This window comes from Psychrobacter sp. DAB_AL62B, from assembly GCF_028895345.1.
Lineage (GTDB): Bacteria > Pseudomonadota > Gammaproteobacteria > Pseudomonadales > Moraxellaceae > Psychrobacter.
Genome location: NZ_SAXC01000001.1, coordinates 448,726 through 472,774 on the forward strand (window position 1 = coordinate 448,726; position 24,049 = coordinate 472,774).

Annotated in this window: 22 protein-coding genes; 9 read left to right on the plus strand and 13 right to left on the minus strand. The window is 41.8% G+C overall.

The annotated features are described in order from the left end of the window. Nucleotides 1–79: 79 nt before the first annotated feature. Nucleotides 80–1,567, plus strand: a complete 1,488-nt coding sequence (locus EPB74_RS01775; RefSeq protein ID WP_079691773.1) for a nucleobase:cation symporter-2 family protein — start codon at nt 80–82, stop codon at nt 1,565–1,567. Nucleotides 1,568–1,806: 239 nt separating this feature from the next. Beyond that, nucleotides 1,807–2,559, plus strand: a complete 753-nt coding sequence (locus EPB74_RS01780) for an SDR family oxidoreductase (protein ID WP_274902429.1) — start codon at nt 1,807–1,809, stop codon at nt 2,557–2,559. A 39-nt stretch (nt 2,560–2,598) separates the two neighbouring features. On the opposite strand, the gene EPB74_RS01785 is transcribed toward EPB74_RS01780, so the two are convergent. The 3 genes from EPB74_RS01785 to EPB74_RS01795 form a co-directional block, all read right to left on the minus strand. Next, nucleotides 2,599–4,101 (minus strand): bifunctional 2-methylcitrate dehydratase/aconitate hydratase, encoded by a 1,503-nt coding sequence (locus EPB74_RS01785; RefSeq protein ID WP_274902430.1) that lies wholly within the window; start codon nt 4,099–4,101, stop codon nt 2,599–2,601. Between the two features lie 194 nt (nt 4,102–4,295). Next, entirely contained in the window at nt 4,296–4,886 is a 591-nt protein-coding gene (locus tag EPB74_RS01790) for a GNAT family N-acetyltransferase (protein ID WP_274902431.1), read from the minus strand. A gap of 102 nt (nt 4,887–4,988) precedes the next feature. Continuing rightward, nucleotides 4,989–6,842 (minus strand): ABC transporter ATP-binding protein, encoded by a 1,854-nt coding sequence (locus tag EPB74_RS01795; protein WP_274902433.1) that lies wholly within the window; start codon nt 6,840–6,842, stop codon nt 4,989–4,991. A 116-nt stretch (nt 6,843–6,958) separates the two neighbouring features. Between EPB74_RS01795 and EPB74_RS01800 the strand changes: the two genes are divergently transcribed. Further along, complete coding sequence (locus EPB74_RS01800; protein WP_274902435.1) at nt 6,959–7,423, plus strand: DMT family transporter; 465 nt, start codon at nt 6,959–6,961, stop codon at nt 7,421–7,423. On the opposite strand, the gene prpF is transcribed toward EPB74_RS01800, so the two are convergent. Beyond that, nucleotides 7,420–8,685: a 2-methylaconitate cis-trans isomerase PrpF gene (gene prpF, locus EPB74_RS01805; protein ID WP_274902436.1), complete on the minus strand. Its 1,266-nt coding sequence runs from the start codon at nt 8,683–8,685 to the stop codon at nt 7,420–7,422. The genes EPB74_RS01800 and prpF overlap by 4 nt on opposite strands. A 101-nt stretch (nt 8,686–8,786) precedes the next feature. Between prpF and EPB74_RS01810 the strand changes: the two genes are divergently transcribed. Both EPB74_RS01810 and EPB74_RS01815 read left to right on the plus strand, forming a co-directional pair. Next, the gene (locus tag EPB74_RS01810; RefSeq protein ID WP_089554732.1) at nt 8,787–9,008 is read left to right on the plus strand and encodes a TA system antitoxin ParD family protein; all 222 of its coding nucleotides are present in this window, start codon (nt 8,787–8,789) and stop codon (nt 9,006–9,008) included. 17 nt (nt 9,009–9,025) lie between these two features. Beyond that, nucleotides 9,026–9,316 carry a type II toxin-antitoxin system RelE/ParE family toxin gene (locus EPB74_RS01815; RefSeq protein ID WP_089554731.1) on the plus strand — a complete coding sequence of 97 codons (291 nt, stop codon included), beginning with the start codon at nt 9,026–9,028 and terminating at the stop codon, nt 9,314–9,316. Between the two features lie 115 nt (nt 9,317–9,431). On the opposite strand, the gene acnD is transcribed toward EPB74_RS01815, so the two are convergent. The 6 genes from acnD to EPB74_RS01845 all read right to left on the minus strand — a co-directional run bounded on the left by acnD (nt 9,432) and on the right by EPB74_RS01845 (nt 18,023). Then, a complete protein-coding gene (gene acnD, locus EPB74_RS01820) occupies nt 9,432–12,065 on the minus strand; it encodes a Fe/S-dependent 2-methylisocitrate dehydratase AcnD (RefSeq protein WP_274902668.1) in 2,634 nt (877 codons plus the stop codon). A gap of 125 nt (nt 12,066–12,190) precedes the next feature. After that, nucleotides 12,191–12,769 (minus strand): hypothetical protein, encoded by a 579-nt coding sequence (locus tag EPB74_RS01825; RefSeq protein ID WP_274902437.1) that lies wholly within the window; start codon nt 12,767–12,769, stop codon nt 12,191–12,193. Between the two features lie 149 nt (nt 12,770–12,918). Continuing rightward, nucleotides 12,919–14,046 carry a bifunctional 2-methylcitrate synthase/citrate synthase gene (gene prpC, locus EPB74_RS01830; protein WP_274902438.1) on the minus strand — a complete coding sequence of 376 codons (1,128 nt, stop codon included), beginning with the start codon at nt 14,044–14,046 and terminating at the stop codon, nt 12,919–12,921. 77 nt (nt 14,047–14,123) lie between these two features. Beyond that, nucleotides 14,124–15,014, minus strand: a complete 891-nt coding sequence (gene prpB / locus EPB74_RS01835; protein WP_079691762.1) for a methylisocitrate lyase — start codon at nt 15,012–15,014, stop codon at nt 14,124–14,126. 389 nt (nt 15,015–15,403) lie between these two features. Next, nucleotides 15,404–16,690 carry an NRAMP family divalent metal transporter gene (locus tag EPB74_RS01840; protein WP_079691761.1) on the minus strand — a complete coding sequence of 429 codons (1,287 nt, stop codon included), beginning with the start codon at nt 16,688–16,690 and terminating at the stop codon, nt 15,404–15,406. A 307-nt stretch (nt 16,691–16,997) separates the two neighbouring features. After that, nucleotides 16,998–18,023: a LysR family transcriptional regulator gene (locus EPB74_RS01845; RefSeq protein WP_274902439.1), complete on the minus strand. Its 1,026-nt coding sequence runs from the start codon at nt 18,021–18,023 to the stop codon at nt 16,998–17,000. Nucleotides 18,024–18,251: 228 nt separating this feature from the next. Between EPB74_RS01845 and EPB74_RS01850 the strand changes: the two genes are divergently transcribed. The 3 genes from EPB74_RS01850 (at nt 18,252) to EPB74_RS01860 (ending at nt 20,896) form a co-directional block, all read left to right on the plus strand. After that, on the plus strand, nt 18,252–19,211 hold the full coding sequence (locus tag EPB74_RS01850) for a hypothetical protein (protein ID WP_274902441.1): 960 nt from the start codon (nt 18,252–18,254) through the stop codon (nt 19,209–19,211). 368 nt (nt 19,212–19,579) lie between these two features. Continuing rightward, entirely contained in the window at nt 19,580–19,888 is a 309-nt protein-coding gene (locus EPB74_RS01855) for a hypothetical protein (protein ID WP_274902443.1), read from the plus strand. A gap of 582 nt (nt 19,889–20,470) precedes the next feature. Beyond that, on the plus strand, nt 20,471–20,896 hold the full coding sequence (locus EPB74_RS01860) for a hypothetical protein (RefSeq protein ID WP_274902444.1): 426 nt from the start codon (nt 20,471–20,473) through the stop codon (nt 20,894–20,896). A gap of 433 nt (nt 20,897–21,329) precedes the next feature. On the opposite strand, the gene EPB74_RS01865 is transcribed toward EPB74_RS01860, so the two are convergent. Next, nucleotides 21,330–21,815 (minus strand): hypothetical protein, encoded by a 486-nt coding sequence (locus tag EPB74_RS01865; RefSeq protein WP_274902445.1) that lies wholly within the window; start codon nt 21,813–21,815, stop codon nt 21,330–21,332. 146 nt (nt 21,816–21,961) lie between these two features. Here EPB74_RS01865 and EPB74_RS01870 point away from each other — a divergent pair, with 146 nt between their 5' ends. Continuing rightward, entirely contained in the window at nt 21,962–22,627 is a 666-nt protein-coding gene (locus EPB74_RS01870; protein ID WP_274902447.1) for a hypothetical protein, read from the plus strand. Nucleotides 22,628–22,782: 155 nt separating this feature from the next. Here EPB74_RS01870 and EPB74_RS01875 read toward each other — a convergent pair whose 3' ends face one another. Together EPB74_RS01875 and EPB74_RS01880 are read right to left on the minus strand one after the other, a co-directional pair. Then, nucleotides 22,783–23,235, minus strand: coding sequence for a hypothetical protein (locus EPB74_RS01875; protein WP_274902449.1), 453 nt, complete (start codon nt 23,233–23,235; stop codon nt 22,783–22,785). A 57-nt stretch (nt 23,236–23,292) separates the two neighbouring features. Continuing rightward, the gene (locus EPB74_RS01880) at nt 23,293–24,036 is read right to left on the minus strand and encodes a M90 family metallopeptidase (protein ID WP_274902450.1); all 744 of its coding nucleotides are present in this window, start codon (nt 24,034–24,036) and stop codon (nt 23,293–23,295) included. Nucleotides 24,037–24,049: the final 13 nt, after the last annotated feature.

Genomic DNA, 24,049 nt, shown 5'->3' on the forward strand with positions numbered 1-24,049 from the left:
AATGAGTTTCACTCTAGGAGTTGTCAAAGAACAAGCCTAGAATACATTAACGACAGAACACCAAGGACGGCTATTTAATATGGATATTAAATCTACTTCTCAATCGGCATTTGCCCGCCCAGAAGACGAAAATCTGGGCGTTGGCGCCAATATTGCTTACGGCTTTCAACACGTACTGACGATGTATGGTGGTATTATTGCTGTACCACTGATTGTTGGACAAGCAGCTGGACTATTACCGGCTGAAATCGGTTTATTGATTGCTGCCTCTTTATTTATTGGTGGTCTAGCGACATTATTGCAGACCATTGGTGTGCCTTTCTTTGGTTGTCAGCTACCGCTAGTACAGGGTGTATCATTTGCGAGTGTTGCAACCGTTGTAGCCATTGTGACGTCGGGGGGCGGGCTACCTTCTGTATTCGGTGCCGTCATTGCAGCATCTGCTCTGGGCTTTTTGATTACGCCTATTTTCTCCCAGATTATTAAGTTCTTTCCGCCACTGGTAACCGGCACAGTGATTACGACCATTGGTTTGACCTTGATGCCAGTAGCCGCACGCTGGGCTATGGGTGGCAATAGCAACTTACCAACCTTTGGCAGCATGACCAACATTGGTCTTGCCGGCTTCACATTAGCGATGGTGTTATTACTAAGCAAGCTTGGTAATGCGGCTATCAGTCGCTTATCCATTCTGCTAGCGATGGTTATCGGTACTTTTGCTGCTTGGGCTTTCGGCTTAGTCGATTTCTCTGGTATTACAACCGGCTCTATTTTCGCCTTTCCGACACCTTTCCATTTTGGCGCGCCTACCTTTGAGCTTGCTGCGATTATCTCTATGTTTATCGTAGTATTGGTTATTTTAGTAGAAACGTCAGCAGATATCTTGGCAGTTGGTGATATTATTGAGACTGATGTTGACTCAAAGCGCTTAGGTAATGGTCTGCGTGCGGATATGCTAGCCAGTATGGTTGCGCCAATCTTTGGCTCTTTTACTCAAAGTGCTTTTGCACAGAACGTTGGTTTGGTCGCGGTAACCGGCGTTAAAAGCCGTTTTGTAGTCGCTTATGCCGGTATTATCTTGGTCGTTTTAGGCTTGATGCCGATTATGGGTCGTGTTATTGCAACAGTTCCTACCGCAGTATTAGGCGGCGCAGGTATCGTATTGTTTGGTACGGTTGCAGCCAGTGGTATTCGTACACTAGCACAAGTCAGCTATAACAATAATATGAATCTAATTATTGTTGCTACCTCTATTGGTTTTGGTATGTTACCAATTGCAGCGCCATCATTTTACGATCAATTCCCAGACTGGTTTGCGACTATTTTCCATTCAGGCATCAGCTCGGCTGCCATTATGGCCATCGCACTAAACTTGTTATTTAACCACCTAAAAGTAGGTAACTCAGACCAACAGTCAGTATTTGTCGCCGGTACAGAAGACCGTTCAGTGCGTCCTGCGGTTATCTTAGATTTGACTGAAGGTGATTATTTTAGCGAAGGTAAATTATTCGATGTTGATCATAAGGAAGTACCTGTTGTGGCGGTAGACAAACCAGCAGCGCATTAACGGTTACCGCTACACTCAGCTTACTGTAAATCAAAGCCTTGATATTTTTAGCTTAAATCATCCATTAGTCGCCCATTGAGGCGGCTTTTTTATTAATCGGCTATCGTATTGAGTAACTGTTTCTGAATCTTGATTAAGCACAACAGCCTTATAGTAAATATTTAAAAAGTCAGTCACTATATAGATATGAGTACACAATCAGTTGATGACCCGATTAACAACAACTAGGAGTATGCCTTATGAACTCTAAAACCTATCTCATCATTGGCGGCACCGGCGGTATTGGCCAAGCCATGATTGCACAGATCTTATCGTCTGCTAAGCAACATGATAGCGTTGACGTCTTTGCGACTTATTATCGAAGCGTACCGGATATTGAAGCGGATAACCTACATTGGCTACAAATGGATGTCAGCGATGAAGATAGTATTAAGCAGGCGACCGATGTCATTAAGCAACAGCGCGCGCATATCGATTGGGTGCTTAACTGTGCGGGGCTGTTGCATACTGAGCAAGCGCAACCAGAAAAAGCACTCAGACAAGTTGAAACAGATTTTTTCTTACAAAATATGCAGGTGAATGCCTTAGCCAGTCTGCTTATTGCTAAGCATGTAAAGCCATTATTGGCTAAAGCTGAACGCAGCAACGACAAGCCAGCAATTTTTGCGACGATATCTGCGCGTGTAGGCAGTATCAGTGACAACCAAGTTGGTGGTTGGTATAGCTATCGTACGAGTAAAGCGGCGCTTAATATGGGTATGAAAAACCTGAGTATCGAATGGGGAAGGTCGCTAAAAGATGTCTGTGTGGTGGTCATGCAACCGGGGACGGTAAACACACAGCTGTCTGCACCCTTCCAAAGCAATGTCGCTGATGGACATCTTTTCTCGCCAGCCTATAGTGCAGAGTGCTTATTAGAGGTGTTATCGGGAATGACCGCTGCCCAATCAGGCAGCTTTGTTGATTGGGCAGGAGAGTCAATACCTTGGTAGATTTCAAATCATGGGTTGAATGATTAAATAGCTAATTAGTTAATTAGCCACAAATAAATCCATAAATTCATTCACAGACGTTTGCTCTAAACGTTTTTGATCGCTACATAATGCAAAAATATCCGCACAGCGATTGTCTATAAAGCGCGTTGCAAGACTGGCACGAAACTTGGCTTCTAATACCGGTAAGCCCTCAGTACGGCGGCGTTTATGCCCAATAGGGTATTCTATGGCAACCTTATCCGTGCTGCTGCCGTCTTTAAAGAAGATCTGAATCGCATTGGCAATCGAGCGCTTGCTTGGATCATGGTAATCTTTTGAATAACCGGTGTCTTCTTCAACGACCATCTTACGGCGTAGTCCATCAATCAGAATATGATGCTGCGCATGATAATCATCTTCATAATTTTCCGCCATTAAATCACCCGTCAGTAAAGGCACTGCCACCATATATTGTAGACAATGATCGCGATCGGCAGGATTGGAGAGCATCCCTTCTTTAGAGATGATTCTAATCGCCGATTCATGAGTGGTTAGGACGATTTTTTCAATCTCATCAATTCTGTCATCGATACGCGGATGCAAAATAACAGCAGCCTCGCAGGCTGTTTGCGCATGAAACTCTGCAGGAAAGCTTAATTTAAATAAGATATTCTCCATCACATAACTGCCAAACTCACGCTGGAAAATAAATGTGCGTTCATTCTCAGGCTTGGTAGCCAAATCCTTATTGGTATGGCTAAACAGCACATCATAAAAACCCCACTGCGGTGCGGAGAGTGCGCCAGGAATCCCCATTTCACCGCGACGAGTGATATCGACCAAACGTACCGCGCGACTGGTGGCGTCTCCTGCTGCCCAAGACTTACGACTACCGGCATTGGGTGCATGGCGATAAGTGCGCAGCGCTTGACCATCGACGATAGCTTGGGAGATGGCTGCCATGATACGCTCACGTGGCAGAGCATATAATTTTGCAACGACAGCAGTTGAAGCCAATTTTACCAAAAACACGTGATCAAGACCCACACGGTTAAAAGAGTTTTCAAGCGCCAAAACTCCTTGAATCTCATGCGCCATAATCATCGCCTCTAACACCTCTTTCATGGTGAGTGCTGCATGGCCCTGACTGACATTTTTCTGACTGATATAATCCGCTACCGCTAAGATACCACCTAAGTTATCTGAGGGATGACCCCATTCAGCAGCAAGCCATGTATCATTATAATCAAGCCAGCGCACGATACAGCCAATATCAAAGGCGGCTTTGATAGGATCTAGCCGGTGAGAGGTGCCCGGAACGCGCGCGCCATGAGGCGTTATCTGCTCTGGGCAATCAGGACCTAAGTGTTTGGTACATTCAGGAAAGCGTAATGCCAACAGTCCGCAGCCGAGGGTATCCATCAGGCAGTAGCGGGCGGTATTCCAAGCATCAGCGCTATTTGGGGAGTCGTTATCTATAGAGTAATTAAGAACGTAATCGGCAATTTTTTGAATTTCTACGTCATACTCTGGGCGGACGTTGCTTTCTACATTAGACATAGTCTTACCTCTTCCTTGAGTTAGATAGTTAAGCCATTCATCAAAAATAGCATACTCGATATCTAACCACAGTGAAGTAGTGTAAGACTGGTTTAAAACGTAACCATTAATCAGACAATTAATCAGACAATTAATCAGGCAATTAATCAGGCAATTAATCAGGCAATTAATCAGGCAATTAATCAGGCAATTATTCAGACCATCAAATAAACCAAACCGACAATAAATAAAAGCGCCAATATCAATAGTAAAAAGCTGAGGATATTGCTTGCTGTACCTGAGCTCTCCTTTTTGACCTTGACCTTTTTGATTATTGGTAAAACCATAATCACATGCTCAATGCCGTCATGGAGATAACGTTCACCTTCAGGAATAAACCCCAAGGATTCGTAAAAATTTAATAAATAAGTCTGGGCTGAGATGATAATGGGTTTTTTGCCATATTTTTTACGGCAGTATTTGATGGCCTCCAGCATCATCTGACGGGCAACGCCATCACCTCGATGCTCCGCCAATACCAAAACTCTGCCAATTGAGGGGATAGGGCCTGAAGGGGTTACGGAAGATTTTTTGCTATTAAATGTCGGTGGAATGATTCGGCAATAGCCAATCAATGCTTCGTTTTTATGCGCGACCAAATGCAAGCAGTCAAAATCTACCTCATCCATATCTTGATAAGGGCAGTTTTGCTCAACCACAAACACTTGCGAGCGCGCTTTTAAAATATGATACAGATCAACGGAGGTTAATTCATCAAAGGTTTTTATAGAAAATTCACAAGTCATAGTCAAATAGCTTCTAACGATTTAAAGGGCTGTCATAGGGTAATCAAAAATATAATGCATCAATGCATCACAGAGTGAGTATTATAACGACTTCGCCCTACATTAACTATTTAAGGTTTGACTGATTTTATCCAAATTCAAACTATCAGACATGGCGCTGAATATTTCAAAGTATTTGCCGCGCTTCTCATATAGCGCTTCGTGAGTACCCGTCTCGACCACACGCCCGTTTTCTATCACCACTAAGTCATCGGCATCGATAATTTGGGCAATATTGTGTGAGACCATAATCACTGTTCGGTCTTTTTTAATCAAATCTAGGCTCTTTTTCACCTGTTGGCTGGCAATCGCATCAAGGCTTGCGGTTGGTTCATCCAAAAATACAATCGGCGGATCTTTTAAAAACATCCTTGCCAACGCAATACGTTGCTGTTGACCGCCTGATAAGGATTTGGCTGTGCTTTCATAGCCTTTTGATAACGACATGATCTGCTCATGAATAGAGGCTTTTTTTGCAGCAACGATAATATCTTCATCAGTTGCATTCATATCGCCATAACGGATATTCTCGCTAATAGTACCCGAAAAAATATGATTGCTTTGTAGCACCAAACCGATATTTTGACGTAGCTCATGGGTGTCATAGTCGGCTAAACTTTTCCCATCTAAGCATATCATGCCAGCATCTGGCTCGTAAAATCTCACCAACAAATTGATAATCGTACTCTTGCCAGCACCGCTTAGACCCACCAGTGCGGTAATACGATTGGGTTTAATAGTGAAGCTGACATCTTTTAGCGCTTGAGTACCATTAGGATAGGTAAAATCGACATTTTTAAGCTCAATATGACCTTTTAGGTTTTTACTACTTAAACCTAATATTTTTTCAACTTGTTCATCATCTTCTAAAATCTCAAAAAAGCCTTCTGCATAGGTCAGGGCATTGTTAATTTGGTCATAAATGCGGTGCAATTGGCGGATAGGGGCGGCGACGTTTTGAAACAGCATGACGTGAAATAAAATCATACCAATGGTCATCTGACCCTTTAGCACAAAATAAGAGGTCAGTAAAATAATCGCCACCACGCCTATTTGCTCTATAAAGGTTTTCACCGCATCATAAATGAAGCCAATACTACGAATACGTAGCTGATTGTCAGTCATGTCCTTTTGAATGGTTAAGTGCTTCTCAGCCTCGATAGATTCGCGGACAAAGGACTTCACGACGCTGATAGAGTTAATCAAGGAGATGACAAGACCACTTTTGGCTTCTCTAAAGCCGCGCATTTGACGACGAAAGCCTTGTAGACGCCGTGCTTGTTTTTGACTGATAAAGAAATAAATGGGGATAATGATAAGACCAACTAGACCAATCCAAAAGTTGGTCGAAAACATAATGATCAGCGATACAATGGCGCTGGCGAATAATGGCAGCATATCGATAAAGAAGTTTTGTACTAAGCTGGTGAGACTACTAACGCCATAATCAATACGGGTTTGCAATTTACCACTGTCGTTTTCGCTACTGGTATAAAACGCCATACGATAAGTTAAGATACGCTCAATGATTTTTTGTGATAAATCACGGGAGAGATTGATACGAATTTTCTCACCAAAGAAGCGCTGTCCAAAAGAGATGAATATTGATAACACTTCTTTAGTCAGCAACACCGCACTGATGATGGTTAACATGCGCACACCAGCTTCCCAAGGCTCGGCAAGGGTAGCGATTTCGGTCAAAGTATCAACAGCATAGCGCAGTACAAAGGCATTGACCTGTGCGGTAAAGGAGCCAAGCACCGTTAAGATTAGCGTGGCGATAATTAAGGTTTTGTAAGGTGCGGCAAATACCGCCAGTTTTTTTAGAATGTCCCACAGCAAAGCCCGCCGCTCAGTTTTTTTAAGCGGCGGTTTTTTATCGAGTGGAGACTTTCTGAGATTAGAAGTGGTTGGCATGTATTAGATTCAATAGTTTGAGTATTTAATTGATTAAACTTATTATGCCCTAATTAGCGTAAGATTTATTATTGATGATATTCAGATATACACTATTTATTTTTTGGGGCAGTCATTTGAAAATCCTTCCTTACGTCTTAATTAGCCTTTCAGGTGGTGCTATTGTTCCGCTCCAACTGGCTATCGTCAATGCTTTTCGAGAAAGTACACAAGCCTCTCAAATACAATCTACCTTTTATTTATACTTAGGAGGTGCACTAGCTTCTTTAGTACTGTCGTATGTGATGAGTGGTGGTATCAAGCCACCAATGATTGAAAATGCGACGTGGTGGATGTGGTTACCAGGATTTTTGGGCAGCTTTTATATCTTATTCATTTTTATTGCCGCGCCAAAGATAGGCGCAGGTAATACACTGCTTTGGGTGTTTCTTGGGCAAATGTATTTTGCTCTGATTCTAAGCCAAACTGGCTTGTTTGGCTTAGAGGTTAAAGCGATAGATATCTATAAAATCGCTGGCTTAGCCTTAGTCACTATAGGCGGGATGTTAATGATATATGGTGAAACGAGAGTTAACGGTTAAAAACCATCCTCTGGTACAAAAACTTCACCAACCATGATACGACGAGCTGAACGACTCATCGAGACTTTTTTAGCTTGCCAGCGACCGTCGACTTGCTCTGTTTTGCCGCCAACCAACAATGTACCTGATGGATGACCAAAGCGTACCTCAGATAGCTGTTTTTCGGATTGGCCTGCGCTTGCGGCCTGATTAACCAATGTTCCTTGAGTCGTTGCTGCGGCGGCAATCGCTACTGCTGCTGTACCCATCATCGCATGATGCAATTGACCCATACTCATCGCCCGTACGACTAAATCGACATCATTAGCATCAACGGCTTTGCCACTAGAGGCAGTATAGCTTTGTGCAGGCGCTATCCAAGCAATTTTTGGAATATGCTGACTGGTTTGCGCCTCGCTCACATCTTTAAACAGCCCCATCGCGACACCACCTTTGGCACGGATATTCTCAAGCTTGGCAAGTAGTTCGCTGTCACTATTAATATCACCTTGCAATTCAGTCCCGTTAAAGCCCAAGTCTTCTGCATTGATAAAAATAGTTGGAATACCCGCACTAATAAAGGTTGCCTTGATACTATCGATATCTAGACCACAACCGGATACATCAAAGTCATCTATTAGGTTGCCGGTAGGGAACATGTCACTTGATGAGTCTACCGGATCGATAAATTCAATCTTCACCTCAGCCGCTGGGAAGGTCACGCCGTCTAATTCAAAATCGCCGGTTTCTTGTACTTGTACTTTGCCTTGTGCATCTAGATAGACAGGCACATGAGCAATGATGGTTTTACCGATATTCTGTTGCCAAATACGTACTTCACAGATGCCGCTGCCCGTATTATGACTGACACTATTAGCGATTTTATCCGCATTGACTAAACCCATATTGATAGCACAAGCCCCAACCGCCGCCGTTAAATTACCGCAGTTACCCGCCCAATCTATCAGTGGTTTGGCAATATTTACTTGTCCAAACAGGTAATTGACATCGTGATCTGCTTTTTCAGGGCTGTTATTGGCAGGCGATAAAATGACCGTCTTTGAGGTACTCGAGCTACCATTACCTAAGCCGTCGATTTGTTTGCCATAAGGATCAGGGCTACCGATAACACGCAATAGAAAACTATCACGTGACTGGCCAGCGACTTGGCAGCGCTCTGGTAAATCAGATAATTTAAAGAAAGTCCCTTTTGACGTGCCGCCACGCATATAGGTAGCGGGGACTGATATTTGCGGGGCGAATATTGGTTTTGTTTTGGTCATTTTTTATTCCTTTTATTTTTTCATCAGAATGATAGTCGTTAATACATTAGATCTGTGGTAAAATACCACAAAGGTTAATAGTCTTGAATAAGGAGAATCCTATGTCTACTGCAAGCATACGTCTTAATAAAGAACTGGTTGATAAAGCCTATGCGATCTCAAAAGCACAACATCGTACCCCGCCAAAGCAAATAGAACACTGGGCAACCATTGGACAAATTATGGAAGACAATCCTGATTTATCCTATGAATTTGTTCGCCAAATATTAATTGCACAAGCAGAAGTGGATGCTGGCATGGTCGAGCCTTACGAATTCGGATAATTTTTTTTGGATAAATGATGACTCAATCTTTAAGTGTTGTTCAATCACATAGCTTTAAAAAAGCCGTTAAAAAATTACATAAAAATCAGAAAGCCGATCTAGATGCTGCTGTACGTACCTTAATGGATAACCCTAATTTAGGCATACAGAAAGTAGGTGATTTATCCTCTGTACGTATCTATAAGTTTAAGATGCTAAAGCAGCTAACCTTATTGGCCTATCAAATTGATGATGGTCAGCTTGTCCTCACCTTATTAATGATTGGCACGCATGAGAACTTTTATCGTGATGTTAAATTAATACTTTAATAATCGTTCTAAAGCGCTAGTCTCATTATTTGTCACCTCTAAACATTAAAAAAACCGATACCATATAGACACTCTATACAACATCGGCTCTTTAGTTACTCAAAATTCATGACGATTACGCAATATCTAGCGTGCCATCGATAAACTCTTTGGCAAAGCGCTGTAGCATACCGCCTGCGTTATACATTTTGACCTCATCAGCCGTATCTAAGCGGCAGATAATTGGTACTTCAGTTTTGCTACCATCCTTACGGTTGATTACTAACGCCATCATACCTCCAGCTGATACTTCGCCGGTGACATCAAAGACTTCGGTTCCGTCGATATTAAGCGTATTGCGCGTGACACCTTTTTCAAACTGTAGCGGTAGGGCACCCATACCAACCAAGTTTTGACGATGAATACGTTCGAAATCTTCAGCAACGACAACTTCCACGCCAGCCAAACGCACACCCTTGGCAGCCCAATCACGGCTTGAGCCTTGACCATAGCCATCACCGGCGATGATGATAAGGGGTTGCTCACGGTTCATATAGGTTTCAATCGCTTCCCACATGCGCATGACCTGACCTTCAGGCTCAACCCTAGCAAGCGAACCTTGTATGACGTCACCTTTCTCGTCACGTACCATCTCATTCAATAGCTTAGGATTAGCAAAGGTGGCACGCTGAGCGGTTAAGTGATCACCGCGATGGGTGGCGTAAGAGTTATAATCTTCGCTTGGTAAACCCATAGTATCTAGATACTCGCCAGCAGCCGAATCACCCAAAATCGCATTAGACGGAGATAAATGATCGGTAGTAATGTTATCACCAAGAACCGCTAACGGACGCATACCTGTCAGCTTATTCATCGCTGCCATTTTGCCTTCCCAATACGGCGGACGGCGAATATAAGTAGTCTGATCACGCCAGTTATAAAGTGGGCTTAGTGCTTTACCCGTGTCTTTTTTGGCTTCATCAAACATTGGAATGTATACAGCGTTAAATTGTTCCGGCTTCACCGCTTTAGCAACGATAGCATCGACTTCTTCATCGTCAAACCAGATGTCTTTTAGATAAACATCATTGCCGTTTTGGTCTTTGCCTAACGAATCTTTTTCGATATCAAAGCGTATGTTACCCGCGATGGCGTAAGCAATCACCAATGGTGGAGACGCTAAGAATGCTTGCTTGGCATAAGGATGGATACGACCATCAAAGTTACGGTTGCCTGATAACACAGCGGTGGTGAATAAGTCATTATCGATGATTTCTTTTTCGATATCAGGGTCGAGTGCACCGCTCATACCATTACAGGTAGTACAAGCAAAACCGACTACGTCAAAGCCTATTTCCTGCATCTCAGACATCAGGCCTGCTTCTTCTAGGTACATTTTTACGGTTTTAGAACCAGGGGCTAATGATGTTTTCACCCAAGGTTTGCGTAATAAGCCTTTTGCATTGGCGTTACGGGCAACCAAGCCAGCAGCAACCATGTTGCGCGGGTTAGAAGTGTTGGTACAACTGGTAATGGCGGCAATGATAACCGCGCCATCTGGCATTAAGCCATCTTTTGGTTCTGGTAATTTATCACCCTCACCGTGAGCAATGCCTTTGGCAACCAAGTCCGTGGTTGATACGCGAGCATGTGGACGTGAAGGACCGGCCATGTTACGTACTACCGCAGACAAGTCAAATTCAAGGACACGGTCATAAACCGCATTTTCCATGCCATCAGCCCAAAGACCAGTTTGCTTAGCATATTGCTCAACCAGTTTGATTTGGGCTTCACTACGACCAGTCAAGCGTAAATAGTCGATGGTTTGCTCGTCGATATAGAACATCGCTGCCGTCGCGCCATATTCAGGGGTCATATTCGAGATAGAAGCACGATCACCAACGCTTAGCTGGCGTGCACCGTCACCGAAGAATTCAATATAGGTAGAAACCACACCAGCATTACGTAAGAATTCTGTCATAGCGAGGACTAAATCAGTACCAGTAATGCCTTTTTGTAATTTACCAGTTAATTTCACCCCAACGTAATCTGGTAGGCGCATATAGGATGGATTGCCTAGCATCACGCTTTCAGCTTCCAAACCGCCAACACCGATTGAAATCACCCCTAACGCATCAACCATTGGAGTATGGCTATCAGTACCGACTAGCGTATCAGCAAAGGCAACTTTATAGCCGTCCTTACCTTTTGCCACTTGTACAACCGGTGACATTTTCTCAAGGTTGATCTGATGCATGATGCCGTTACCAGGCGGTACGACGTTGACGTTATCAAAGGCATACTGACACCAGTTGATAAAGTGAAAGCGGTCATCGTTACGGCGCTCTTCAATGGCGCGGTTTTTCTCAAAGGCATTTTCTTCAAAGCCGGCATGTTCAACCGCCAGCGAGTGATCAACAATTAATTGTGTTGGCACGATAGGGTTTACTTTTGAGGGATCGCCACCTTGTTCAGCGATAGCATCACGTAGACCAGCCAAATCAACAAAGGCTGTTTGACCTAAGATATCATGGCAGACGACGCGGGCAGGGTACCAAGGAAAATCTAAATCTTGCTTACCTTCGATATGTTGCTTGAGCGCTGCCGTTAAGTCTTCTGGTGGGCAACGGCGTACTAAGTTCTCACACAATACTTTTGAGCAAAACGGTAGCTTGTCATACGCGCCAGCTTCAATATTCTCAATTGCTTCACGAGTATCAAAGTAATATAAGTCGGTATCAGGAAGTGGTTTTTTGAATTGTTCATTCATCGGTTGTACTAGGGCGTTGTCCATGAGTCACCTTTGGCGGTTAGCTGGTTGGAATGATTTTTGTATAGCAGTGTTACTTCAAGGTATTGTTATATTTGATATTTTTAAGATTTAATACTGCACAGTTATTTATAACTGCCAACAATGCCGTCGCATAAAATAAGTTTTTTGGCGGAATCTAAATGTGCACCAAGTTTTTCATCATCAAACTGTACGTATTTAAAGTGCGGCTTTAAACCTTGTGTCGATGTTTTGAGATACAGAGCATCGTAGAATACATCTGAGTTGGGCACCACATAAATCTCAAGATGAGATATTGGTTTTTTTCTATAAGTAGCGTCTTTGAATTTCACGGTATAAGTGACGCTATCACTGCTATATGTATCACCTTTTTTCATCGTAATTGAGACAATAGTATTTTTATACGGTGCTGGGATAACATAGTGTTTTTTTAAAGAAAATATCGTGTCGTTATAAATGCCCTTTGTCGTTGATTCTTTATGGGCAATAAAACTGTTTTTGAATGTGTTATAGGTTTTAGCAGCGTTATTTGATTTGGCGCTGTCCACATAACCACAGGCTTCTTCATAAACACTAAATAACTGTGTGACATCTGTAGCAGCGCTGGCGTGAGTTGAGCCTAGAGATATTGATAGGAATCCCGCACTAAGCAGCACAAACGATAGATTTTTTATATTCAGCATAACAGCCCTTTAATGACAGTCATTTAATGAGGTTTTTTAGTAGGTGTAGGGTGTGCTGTTCGCACCAGTGAATAGGTTATATCCAACAATCAGTGCGCAAAGCACACCCTACAAATTTTCTTATTCAAGCAAGTATGAAACTTGATATATTAACGCGCACTCATCTCTGGTACTGGGCGCAACTCTTCACCAGTATATTCGGCACTTGGACGAATGATACGGTTGTTAGCACGTTGCTCGAATACGTGAGCAGCCCAACCTGTTAAGCGTGAGCATACAAAGATTGGCGTAAACAGCTTGGTTGGAATACCCATAAAGTGATAGGCAGAGGCATGGAAGAAATCAGCATTACAGAAAAGTTTCTTCTCACGCCACATGACTTCTTCACAGCGTACTGATACTGGGTAAAGCACTTCGTCACCAACATCCGCTGCTAGCTTCTCAGCCCAGCCTTTGATCACCACGTTACGTGGATCAGATTCGCTATAGATGGCATGACCAAAGCCCATGATTTTATCTTTACGCGCCAGCATCGCCATCATCTCTTTTTCAGCTTCATCCGGTGAACTGAAACCTTCAATCATATCCATTGCGGCTTCATTAGCACCGCCATGCAAGTGACCACGTAGTGAGCCAATCGCACCAGTAATACAAGAATGGATATCAGATAGCGTAGAAGCACAAACACGCGCAGTAAAGGTTGAGGCGTTAAACTCATGCTCAGCATAAAGAATAAGTGATACGTTCATAACCTTGGTATGGAGCTCGTTTGGCTTTTCGCCTTTCAGCAGATGCAAGAAGTGACCACCAATGGTCTCATCATCAGTCTCGGTTTCGATACGTACATTGTCATGGGTGAAGCGATACCAATAGTTAATGATTGATGGGAATGCCGCAAGCATACGGTCTGCTTGGTCATTTTCTTCATCAAAACTCATTTCGGTCTCAAGGTTACCCAGCATAGAACAACCAGTACGCAGTACATCCATTGGATGCGCTTCCGCTGGGATGCGCTCAAGCACTTCTTTTAGCGGCTGTGGTAAACCGCGTAAGCCTTTCAATTTAGTTTGATAAGCATCAAGCTCGCTTTGGGTAGGCAAATTGCCGTATAGCAACATATAAGCCACTTCTTCAAAGATGCATTTGTCCGCAAGCTCTGAGACATCATAACCACGGTAAGTCAGACCTGAGCCTGATTTGCCAACGGTAGATAGAGCGGTCTTGCCAGCGACTTGACCGCGTAGACCTGCGCCTGAAAGTTCTTTTTGTGCTGCCATGATAAATTCCTTTTGTTGGTAGCGTGATGGTAACGGTTAATCATTAAAAGCTAACTGAGATAGTGATTAGTGATATTTTACTTATTATTAGCAAACAGCTTATCTAAAGTCTGCTCAAACTCATGGTAATTTAAGAAATCATAGAGTTCCATACGTGTCTGCATGGTATCGACGACTTTTTCTTGCGTACCATCATCTAATAGATGCTGATAGACGTTTAATGCGGCTTTGTTCATTGCGCGGAAGGCTGATAAAGGATAGAGCACCATATCGACACCGACACCATGTAGCTGCTCGGTAGTGTAAAGGTCAGTTTGACCGAACTCAGTCATGTTGGCGAGGACTGGAATATCGAGCACATCCGTAAACTTGCGGTACATCTCAATATCGGTCAATGCTTCAGCAAAAATCATATCCGCACCAGCTTCTTGAAAGGCAACCGCGCGTTCAACAGCTGCATCAAGACCTTCAACAGACAAGGCATCAGTACGCGCCATGATCACAAAGTCTTTATCGGTTTTGGCATCAAGGGCGGCTTTTAGACGATCAACCATCTCTGAAATGCTAACGATTTCTTTATTAGGACGGTGACCACAGCGCTTTTGTGCGACTTGGTCTTCGATATGTACCGCTGCCACGCCGGCTTTTTCCATTTTTCTAATGGTTTGAGCGATATTAAATGCACCACCAAAGCCAGTGTCGATATCAACCAATAATGGTGTATCAACCGCATCGGTAATGCGGCGCGCATCTTCTAAGACATTGTCAAGGCTAGTCATGCCTAAGTCAGGCAAACCAAATGAGGCATTTGCCACGCCAGCGCCAGACAGATACAACGCTTGGTGACCCACTTGGGTTGCCATCATCGCGGTGTAGGCGTTAATCGCGCCAGCTATCTGTAGTGGTTGGTTGTTATCGTTTTTTTGTTTCATTGCACTGCGAAAGCGAGCGCCAGCTGATGGGGTCATGTCGTAATCCTTACGTAGAGGGTAATCTTATCGATGTCACAAATGTTATGCTTGATTAGATCGTTGTGCTTGATTATACCCAATTATCCATGTCTGCAAAGCGGTGTTTTAGCATTATTAATAATAATTACTTAAATAACAATTAATAATTATTAAATTAATCTATTAAATGAATAGTACTATCCATTATTTAGAGATTTACTAAGATTAGTATTCATATCACATGAGCACCCAAGTCATTATCAGTTAAGTATTTACATTTAGTTACAATATCTTTGGTTAGAAGGTTAAAATTATCCATAAAAAAGCCCTGATAGCTTAGCTATTAGGGCTTTTACTCTATAAATGCTATTGATATATAAGTCTAATAATCTAATGCATGATTGTTTTTAACCAATGATGCCAGCAAGACTGGCTAAGAATAACAATGCAAAGCCGCCTAAGAATATTAAGCCTGCAATTGATAAAGCATTCATGCCTGCAGAAAGTTTTTGATGGCTTTTCACTAACGAGTAGTTTAACCAACCAAAAATAGGCGCGGAAACGAACGCTGATACCATGGCAAACTTCAGCATAGCGCCTAACTGCCCCGCAAAGAAACTAATAATCACCAATCCGCCACCGATTGCATAAGTGGTCCAAAAGGCGATCTGCTTTTTGTTGATCTCATCTTCACCTTTGAGTAAGCGCCAGCATTCAGCATTGGCACGCCCGTAGCCATCAGCACAAGTAATGGTAGTACCAAACATACACATAAAGGCGACGAAAGCGACCAGCAATCTTGACCACTCACCGATAGTGTTGGTATACATGCTAATGAGCTGATCAATATAAGCACCGCCAGCAATCTGGATTTCTTGGCCTGAGCCGTATTGGACGAAGACACCTAGCGCTAGGAAAAATAATGCCAAAATAGCAGAGATTGAGTAACCAACGTTAAAGTCCAGTAACCCTTGACGCTTGGTCGTATTGTCCGCCTTTCTTTTTGCTGAGGTCCACATAGAAGTAATGGCGGCAAACTCAAGTGGCGCTGGCATCCAGCCCATCAGTGCTACGATGAAACCTAAGGTCGCTAAGTTCCAAGGAGAAGCTGCGACAAAGTCTACTGCCATGACTGTCGGCTTGCCAGCAGCAATGATGACCGCAGCAACGGTCGCCGTAGTCAGCGCAATCATAATCCACTTGGTCACCCCGTCGAGCAGCTTGTAATGACCGGCTATTAAAAACACCCAACATATCCCAGTCACTATCAATGCCAGTGTAATGGTTGATAGTCCAATAGAGGCGGGCAGCATAAAACCCAATATCACTGCGGCAATTAGAGATACTGCACCCGTACTAATCACTGCTGATAAGATGGATAGGATGAAGTAAATCCATAGATAGGCTTTAGAGCGCTTAGCATAGCCGGCAATTAAACTCTCGCCAGTGTCGTAGACGTAATCAGTACCAAAGCGAAAGAAGGGATATTTAAAGACGTTCGCTAATATAATCATGATGGCTAACTGCCAGCCATATAACGCGCCAGCTTGCGTCGACGAGATTAGATGCGAGCCGCCAATAGCAGCGGTTGCCATTAAAATCCCGGGACCAAAAATTCGCCAGCTAAAGCCTTCTTGCTGCGGAGCAACGGTATCGTCAGTGGTACTTGGGTTATTGAGTGGTTGTGTGGTCATGAATACCTCGAAATGGTTTAAACGGCAAATTATCACTTACCTGTGTCAGCTTGCCAATGATCGTTAGAGAATGTTTTATAAGACACTTATTTTTTAATGCTAATAATGCTAAGTATAAAACGATTCATCTTGTATCGACTTTAGCACACCGATGCTATTTAGGAGAATGATTATTCTAATTATTATTACTATTAGTTTGCATGCCCATTCTTGATAGTTAGCATAATCAACTATTAATATCAAGAGTTAGGATTGAGTATTTTTTGCGGGTTCTTTATAACATAATACTCATCCAATATCTGATAATTTAAAGCTGTGACACAAATTTTTGCCGCCGGTACGTAATACCACGCTGCTCATATACTTGATAAATGGCGCTCAGTAAGTCAGGAATCTGGGGATGAACAAAATCTTTGAGTGTGTGCAGATAAATAGGGGAGGTAACGTTTTCATGAATGAGACGCTGATAGCTGATTTGCTCTGTACGCACCGTTTTTAGGCTGGCAGGTACTAAGGTAATGCCTTCACCAGCAGCAACCAAGCCTAGCGCCACTTGTAAATCGCTGACTGTCGTGGTCATAAAAGGAGAGATGCCATATTGTGCAAATAAATACAGTAACGGCTCGGTGACAGGCTCAGTCGATAGCGGCTGGTTGCGTAGCCTGCTAGTCTTATTGTTATGAATAGCCTTATTATCAATAGTCTTGTTAGCGATAGGCATCGCCGTTGTCGAGATAGGCAGGTGGGTTTGGTGATATAAGATCAAGCGGTTATTTGCTAAGTCTATCAAGCGTTGCTCACGTACATTGGCTAACGGATGCGACTTGGGTAATGCCACGACATAACGCTCATGACGCAATAGTATTTGCTGTATCCATGGATCTTGATGGGCAAAGCGCCCAAAACCAATATCAATGTCACCAGATTTGAGCGCATCTATTTGCTGATAGGAGCTGATGTCTTTTAGGTTGACCTCAATATTAGGATTGGACTGCTTGAGCATTGCGATGATTTCGGGTAGCAACCCATACAGTATGGATGGCACAAAGCCAATATTTAACACACTACTGGGCGTCGATAGCCGCTGGGTCATACTGATGACAGTATCCATCTCTGTCAGTATGGTGCTAATTTTATCGTAAAAGAACGTACCAGCTTCTGTTAGATGTAGCGGTCTATGATAACGGTCGACCAACATCACGCCCATCTCCGTCTCGAGCTGTTTGAGCAATCGACTCAGGCTAGGCTGTGACAATCCAGTTTTGGCTGTTGCTGCACTAAAACTTCTTAGCTCAGCAACAGCGATAAAAGCATTGAGCTGTTTTAAATCCATATTTTTATGCTCATTTATCTATAATGTCATGGACGCTTATTTAGGATGATGTTTTGGCTATTTTATACAAATAATAGGCTCGAGCATAAAACTATGCTTGAAGCTAAAGAGGCGGCCCACTATATTGTTTGTTAACGATAGTGTTACACTTTAGCAAACAATAAGCCTTTACCCTTAATTCTAGCAGTCATCTGCTTTTCGTGGCATAAACTGGTTTGGTATTACTTCATGAGCGATAAAAAAAATAACCATAACGCTGATTTAGAGGCAAATTTAGCTAAAATTGCTAATACTAAGCCACAAAGGCGTAATCGTAAAGATAATATTTATGAGCGTTTTATCACGCGTGTTGAAAGCGCCGACATCATTGACAGTGCCGACGATGATGACAGTCTTAAAGGGAGCATAGCGGACAAACCTGCTAAGCCGTCTGCATTAAAACCTTTAAAAAATGCCAATAAATTGTCCTCATATGAGCCTTTAAGTGCAGCAGAACTTGAGTTATTTGCCATTCAAGATCAAGACAGCTCTCAGAATAAGGCGAATTTACAGACATCGGACTTTACAAGCACAGCAGTCAGCTTGGATTTGTCTGAGGCAGAAGATGAGGTGGCTACAAATCACGTAATAAAAACCGATAGTGACAATACTTTAATTCAGAAGACTGTTTATATAGCTGACAGCGCTGATTCTGAGCACCTAACCACAGAATCAGCAATTAAAGAGCCTGTAAACAAAAAAACCGTAAAACCAAAAGATAAGCTGGCAAGTAGTAAGAAGCCACTCTTAATTGGGATGATTTTTGGTTCGTTATTGATTGCTGCTATCGTATTCACGCTTATCTTTACCGGTGTCTTGTCGACTGCAACCGCTCCTGCAGGCTCTGATAGCGCAACCCCAGCGCTATCAGAGAATACTACGCCTGTTACCAGCACTCAACAAGGGGCCGCGATAGATGGAGATAAACCATCTGATTCCACTGTTGCCAATACATCCAACACATCAACGTCAGAACCTCAAACAGCGGTAGTAAACGATGCTAACAAGAATGCTGCTAATACTGTAGATGACACAAACAAGCCAGCTGTAGAAGCCACCGTTAGCGACGTGAATACTGAGCCTACCATTACATACGATGATTTTAGAGAAGAATCACAAAACACCTTATATCGTGAGACCAACGATTAGTGCTGAATATATAGGTAGCACATAGACAAGTTTTTTTATCTTTAGCAGCAATAAGCAACGATAAAACGGTGCTTTGCTACCGTTTATCTATCAATTCTATCGCTCATACCAAAAACGGTTGCATAGCCTCAAAAGATTCGTATCATCATATAAAGAAGGCGGTTATATGCCGTTGTTAACATATATTGATTCGGTATTGAACTATGACCTCAGCAACTGAAAGCGTGAAATCATCGAAGGGTAGGTCGCTGAATAACGTAAAGTTCCTCAGCGTGCTCAGTATTTTTTGTGCTTTATTTTTGGCAAGCGTATTTATATTCGATTATTTTTTCTCAATGAACTCTCAAGTAGCAATGGTCAATAACACTGTGTCCGTTGTTAATGATGGCACGCCTAACGCTCAAATCGAGAAGACAGTAGCAACTAACGCCAAGCGCTTGGAAACACAGGATGACACAGCAGTTAATGCCGTGAAAATTAGATCCGCTATGAGTGAAAGTGACTTTAGACAAGAAGCGCAGAACATGGTATTCCGTGATTCAGAAGAAAGTAAAATACGCTCTCTAGAAATACCACGGACAAACCTAAACTATCAAGCTGTGGGAATGAATGCAGCTATCAGTGATGAGGGCTTTAGAGTAGAAGCTAAAAAAACTTTATATCGTGAAGAGGATTAATAATCCTCCAAATGAGCAATCTAGAGCCGTAACTAGTAATATAAGGCATATTCAAAAGAGGTTCACAATTATTTGTGAGCCTCTTTTTTTGTCTAAAGTATCTGTAGGGCTTAGTAGTTGTATTTTATACTCAATAACCGTTCTTCATCTAAGCAAATGTACCCTTCGGTAGAGAATATATTTCAGCTTCATCATTGCTTTGAGAAGAACCTATCGTTATTGCTGAATATATCAACTCATACTATCTAAATTTTATGAATGAATTCCTAATTTATACCCTTTATATTAAAGAGGTTAAATATCTATTGTGTACAGTTGTACTCTTAGGTTAAGATGAGCCGTGATTTTTGGCTAACCAAGTATGCGTTAGTCATATTTATTACGAACTAATCGGCATGGTTGTCACAGTAACCGCTAAGGGTATGTAAACAACGAATCCACATGCCAATTACAATCACAGTTATTGCTATTACTACGACTTATTATCGAAAGTAATTGATGATAGTGGCGTCTCTATAACCAATTAATACATCAATAATTTAATACATCCGCAATCCCAATATATACAAAGGAATGTTTACAATGTCAGAAAATACCATCAAAAACAACAAATTAGAAGAATTAGGTGTGATTTTAGAAGAGGAGGTCTTAGAGATTGGTGTTCAAGATGACTATGCAGACAGGATAGCTGTTGAGTATATAGAAAAGCTCGCTAGCGCAAAAAATGATAAAAATAGTGTCTTATATAAATCGTCTAAGGTTAAAGAGCGCTATAGAAAATCAGACCTGCATAAATCTATTAATTACATTATCAATAAGATTGAGCCTTTGAGAGTCGCTATTATGCGTGAGAAGCTAGCATTAAAGCAGGCAGTGGCAGAAGGTAACAAGCAGTTGGCAGATGATAGTACTAAAGCTGTTGCTAAAAATAAGTCAGAAAAAAGTAAGCTTGAGCAAAAGCTTAGCGCACTTATGGACAGCGTAAACAAACTTCAACTTGCCAGCTAATAAAATCAAAACAATCATAATAATAAAGAATACCTAAAGGTGAGTAGCTCTGTATTAGGCTGCTCACTTTTTTGCTTTGTTATGATAATGAATGGCTATAACGCAGGGCTAGCACGTTGATCATTTATTAAAATAAAGTAGCTAAGGTATAAAAATACAATAGCAAAATACTATGAACAAGTCATTGAGGTGATTAACAGACAAACATAGTTATTGGGCGCCATTATCTCTATATAAACTTCATTTAACATAATATACATTATGCGAAAACAAACCAACGGTCTTAGAAGTGAGTTCCTCAATAATTATATCTCTAATGATTCATACATCATTCATAATAAGTCTGATTTATTTTTCAGTAATTTTTTAATCTAGGACTTATTAATATTCAAATTATTATTTGAATATCTATGAGAATAATAATTATCGTCGGCTAACGACATGTCTCTAATAAATACTCTCGTAAAGATGCGCCATCCTCATCCATTATTACATCTGCCACTTGGCATTTTATTTCTTTATTCATACCATCACAGGACAAATCATAATAAACATTGCTACCTTGCGCCAAACTGATCTTGACCAATCCTTGTTCGGTGATTGAAAACTCCTTTTCTTGCTCGTAATCTGGATCTTGCGAATCCCACAGTACGTCATAACCAATATGACAGGACATTTGCTCTTTATCGAAATAATCTTGGTCAAGTTGCATAGCCGCTTGTAACTCTGAATTAGCATATTGCTGCAATACCACCGGATTATCCATTCCTCGATTACTGATGTCTTGTTCGTACATTTTGGTTATGGTTGCAACCTTCATAGCCGCATATGTCTGAGGCGGCTCTGTGACATCCGCTGTGGCGTTGCTGATAGCGATTACTCCCATTGCTAGCAGTATCAGTAATTTAGGTGTTGGCATCGTTTTCTCTACAGTATTTCATCATATAAGCGTTATGAGCTATTACATCATACCCATATCATGACTCTGCTGTATTATCGTATCATTCAGGTTTAGATGCTTCTTGGTGCTATTTATTACGGTAATCACTGCGATGAGGATACTTTATGACCATACTATCTACTTTTACAGCGCATTCTTTTAAATTAGCGACTAGCGGCGTTTTGGTGTTCGTACTGGCAGCAACTGGCTGTCAATATACTGCTGAATCCAGTGCAAACACTCCTAATCAATCAACTGGCAGCTCATCAGTGCCTGTCGGCGCTGATATAAGCCAACAAACCCTCAAGCAACAAGCACTGCGTATCCAACGTGCACTCGCTAATAATGACTTTGCTAGAATCACAGACGATATTCACCCAACCCGTGGCGTACGATTCTCAATGTATGCTTATGTACATTTAGACAAGGATAAAGTCTTTAGCCGCGAGCAATTCGCTCAATATTTAAATCAATCAAAAGTTAAATTCACTTGGGGTGATTTGGATGGTACTGGCGAGGCATTGATAGTGCCGTTGCCAGAGTATTTAGATACTTGGATTGATGGTAAAAAATACAATAACGCTCGTATAACGGTCAATACCTTTGAATCTAGAGGTAATATGATCAACAACGTTAATGAAGCTTATCCAAAAGCAGATGTGGTTGACTTTTATTACAAAGGTAGTGACAAATATGATGGTATAGACTGGCGTGGTATGCGTTTGGTATTTGAGGAGTATCAAGGTAAGCGCTATCTAGTAGGTATCATTAATGACCGATGGACAGTATAGCTATAAGCAAAAATATAAATTAAACACATGATTTAATAGTTATTATTTATTAAAAAAAGGGCGGTACATCGTATGTGATGCACTGCCCTTTTTTATTACTTCGTATTCAATGTTTTAAGCTATTAAAAATTTTAGAAAGTAGCGACTAAGATGACTTATAAACTGAGTAAACATTGATGGTTTTTATAAGTCATGTAAAAGGTGGTGGCAGTCCCCTTATCCTCTTTGCTGTTATATATTGGATAATCATATGCTTCTTCAAAAACACCCCTATAACTATCTAATTTAGCCATTCCTTTTGTCGTCAAATCTGCTTTGTTATTCATATTCATTAAATGATAAATATCGCTATAATCCACCCCTTTTTGTCTTATTTCCATAATATTAAAGGCAAAAACTGTCTGATTCGAACAAAAGTCTTCCTTATCAGAGATATTTTTCACAGCATCTAGGGTTGAATCGATATACAATCCTAGCTCTTGCAACTCTTTAGGATATTGTAAGGGTGCATTGATAGAATCTTTTTGAGTTTGAATTTCAGAGGGAAAGCTTGCTTGTACCGTATGCGTGATTAGCAAAGCACAAATTAAGATAAGCGATTTTTTCATGATAGTTATATTCTTATAATTGGTTTTTCTAATAAATTCTACAAAGATACTTTTTATTCACATCGGCGTCTGACGAAAAAACTTAACCATAATGTCGTAAATATCAGGATAAGCATCTACTAGTTTTTGCGGTGTCTCAAAAAAAACTTCACTGAGCACGGCAAAAAACTCAGCCGGATTGGTAGTACCATAGCGATCCAGTCCTGATTTACGATGGGTTTGAAAATCTTCAAAATCCCGCGTCATAATCTCAGTCCATCTATTAGGGTCCATATCGGGTTGTAGCGGCGGAAAACCGTTGGCGCTACCGTTAAGCATATCAAGCTTATGGACAAACTCATGGATGACGACATTGTGACCATCACGCTCGCCTGAATGCTTGGCATCTTTCCATGACAAAATAACAGGTCCACGCAGCCAGGCTTCGCCGCTACGATGTTGGTGACCCTCATGGACGATACCGAACTCATCTACGGTCGTGCTTTCGCTAGTGTAAGAACCAGGATAGATAATAATTGATGACCAGCCAGCGTACCATTCAAGGCTTAAGTTTAAGATAGGTAAACAAGCTTGCAAGGCAATCGACTGCCTGACAGCGTTTGTGATTTCAAAGCCTTGCGCACCAGTAATCGTTTTATCATGTAAAAACAACGTCGCCAGCTCGAATAAACGACTCATCTCTTCCTTGTTCAGCCTATCAAGTATCACAATACGTTCGGCAGCTTGCATCCAATCGCCATTGGTAAATTCGCTGTTGTCCAATATGCGTTTCTCACGCCAGTCCTTTATTATGTTGAACATTTTATCTCCCTTT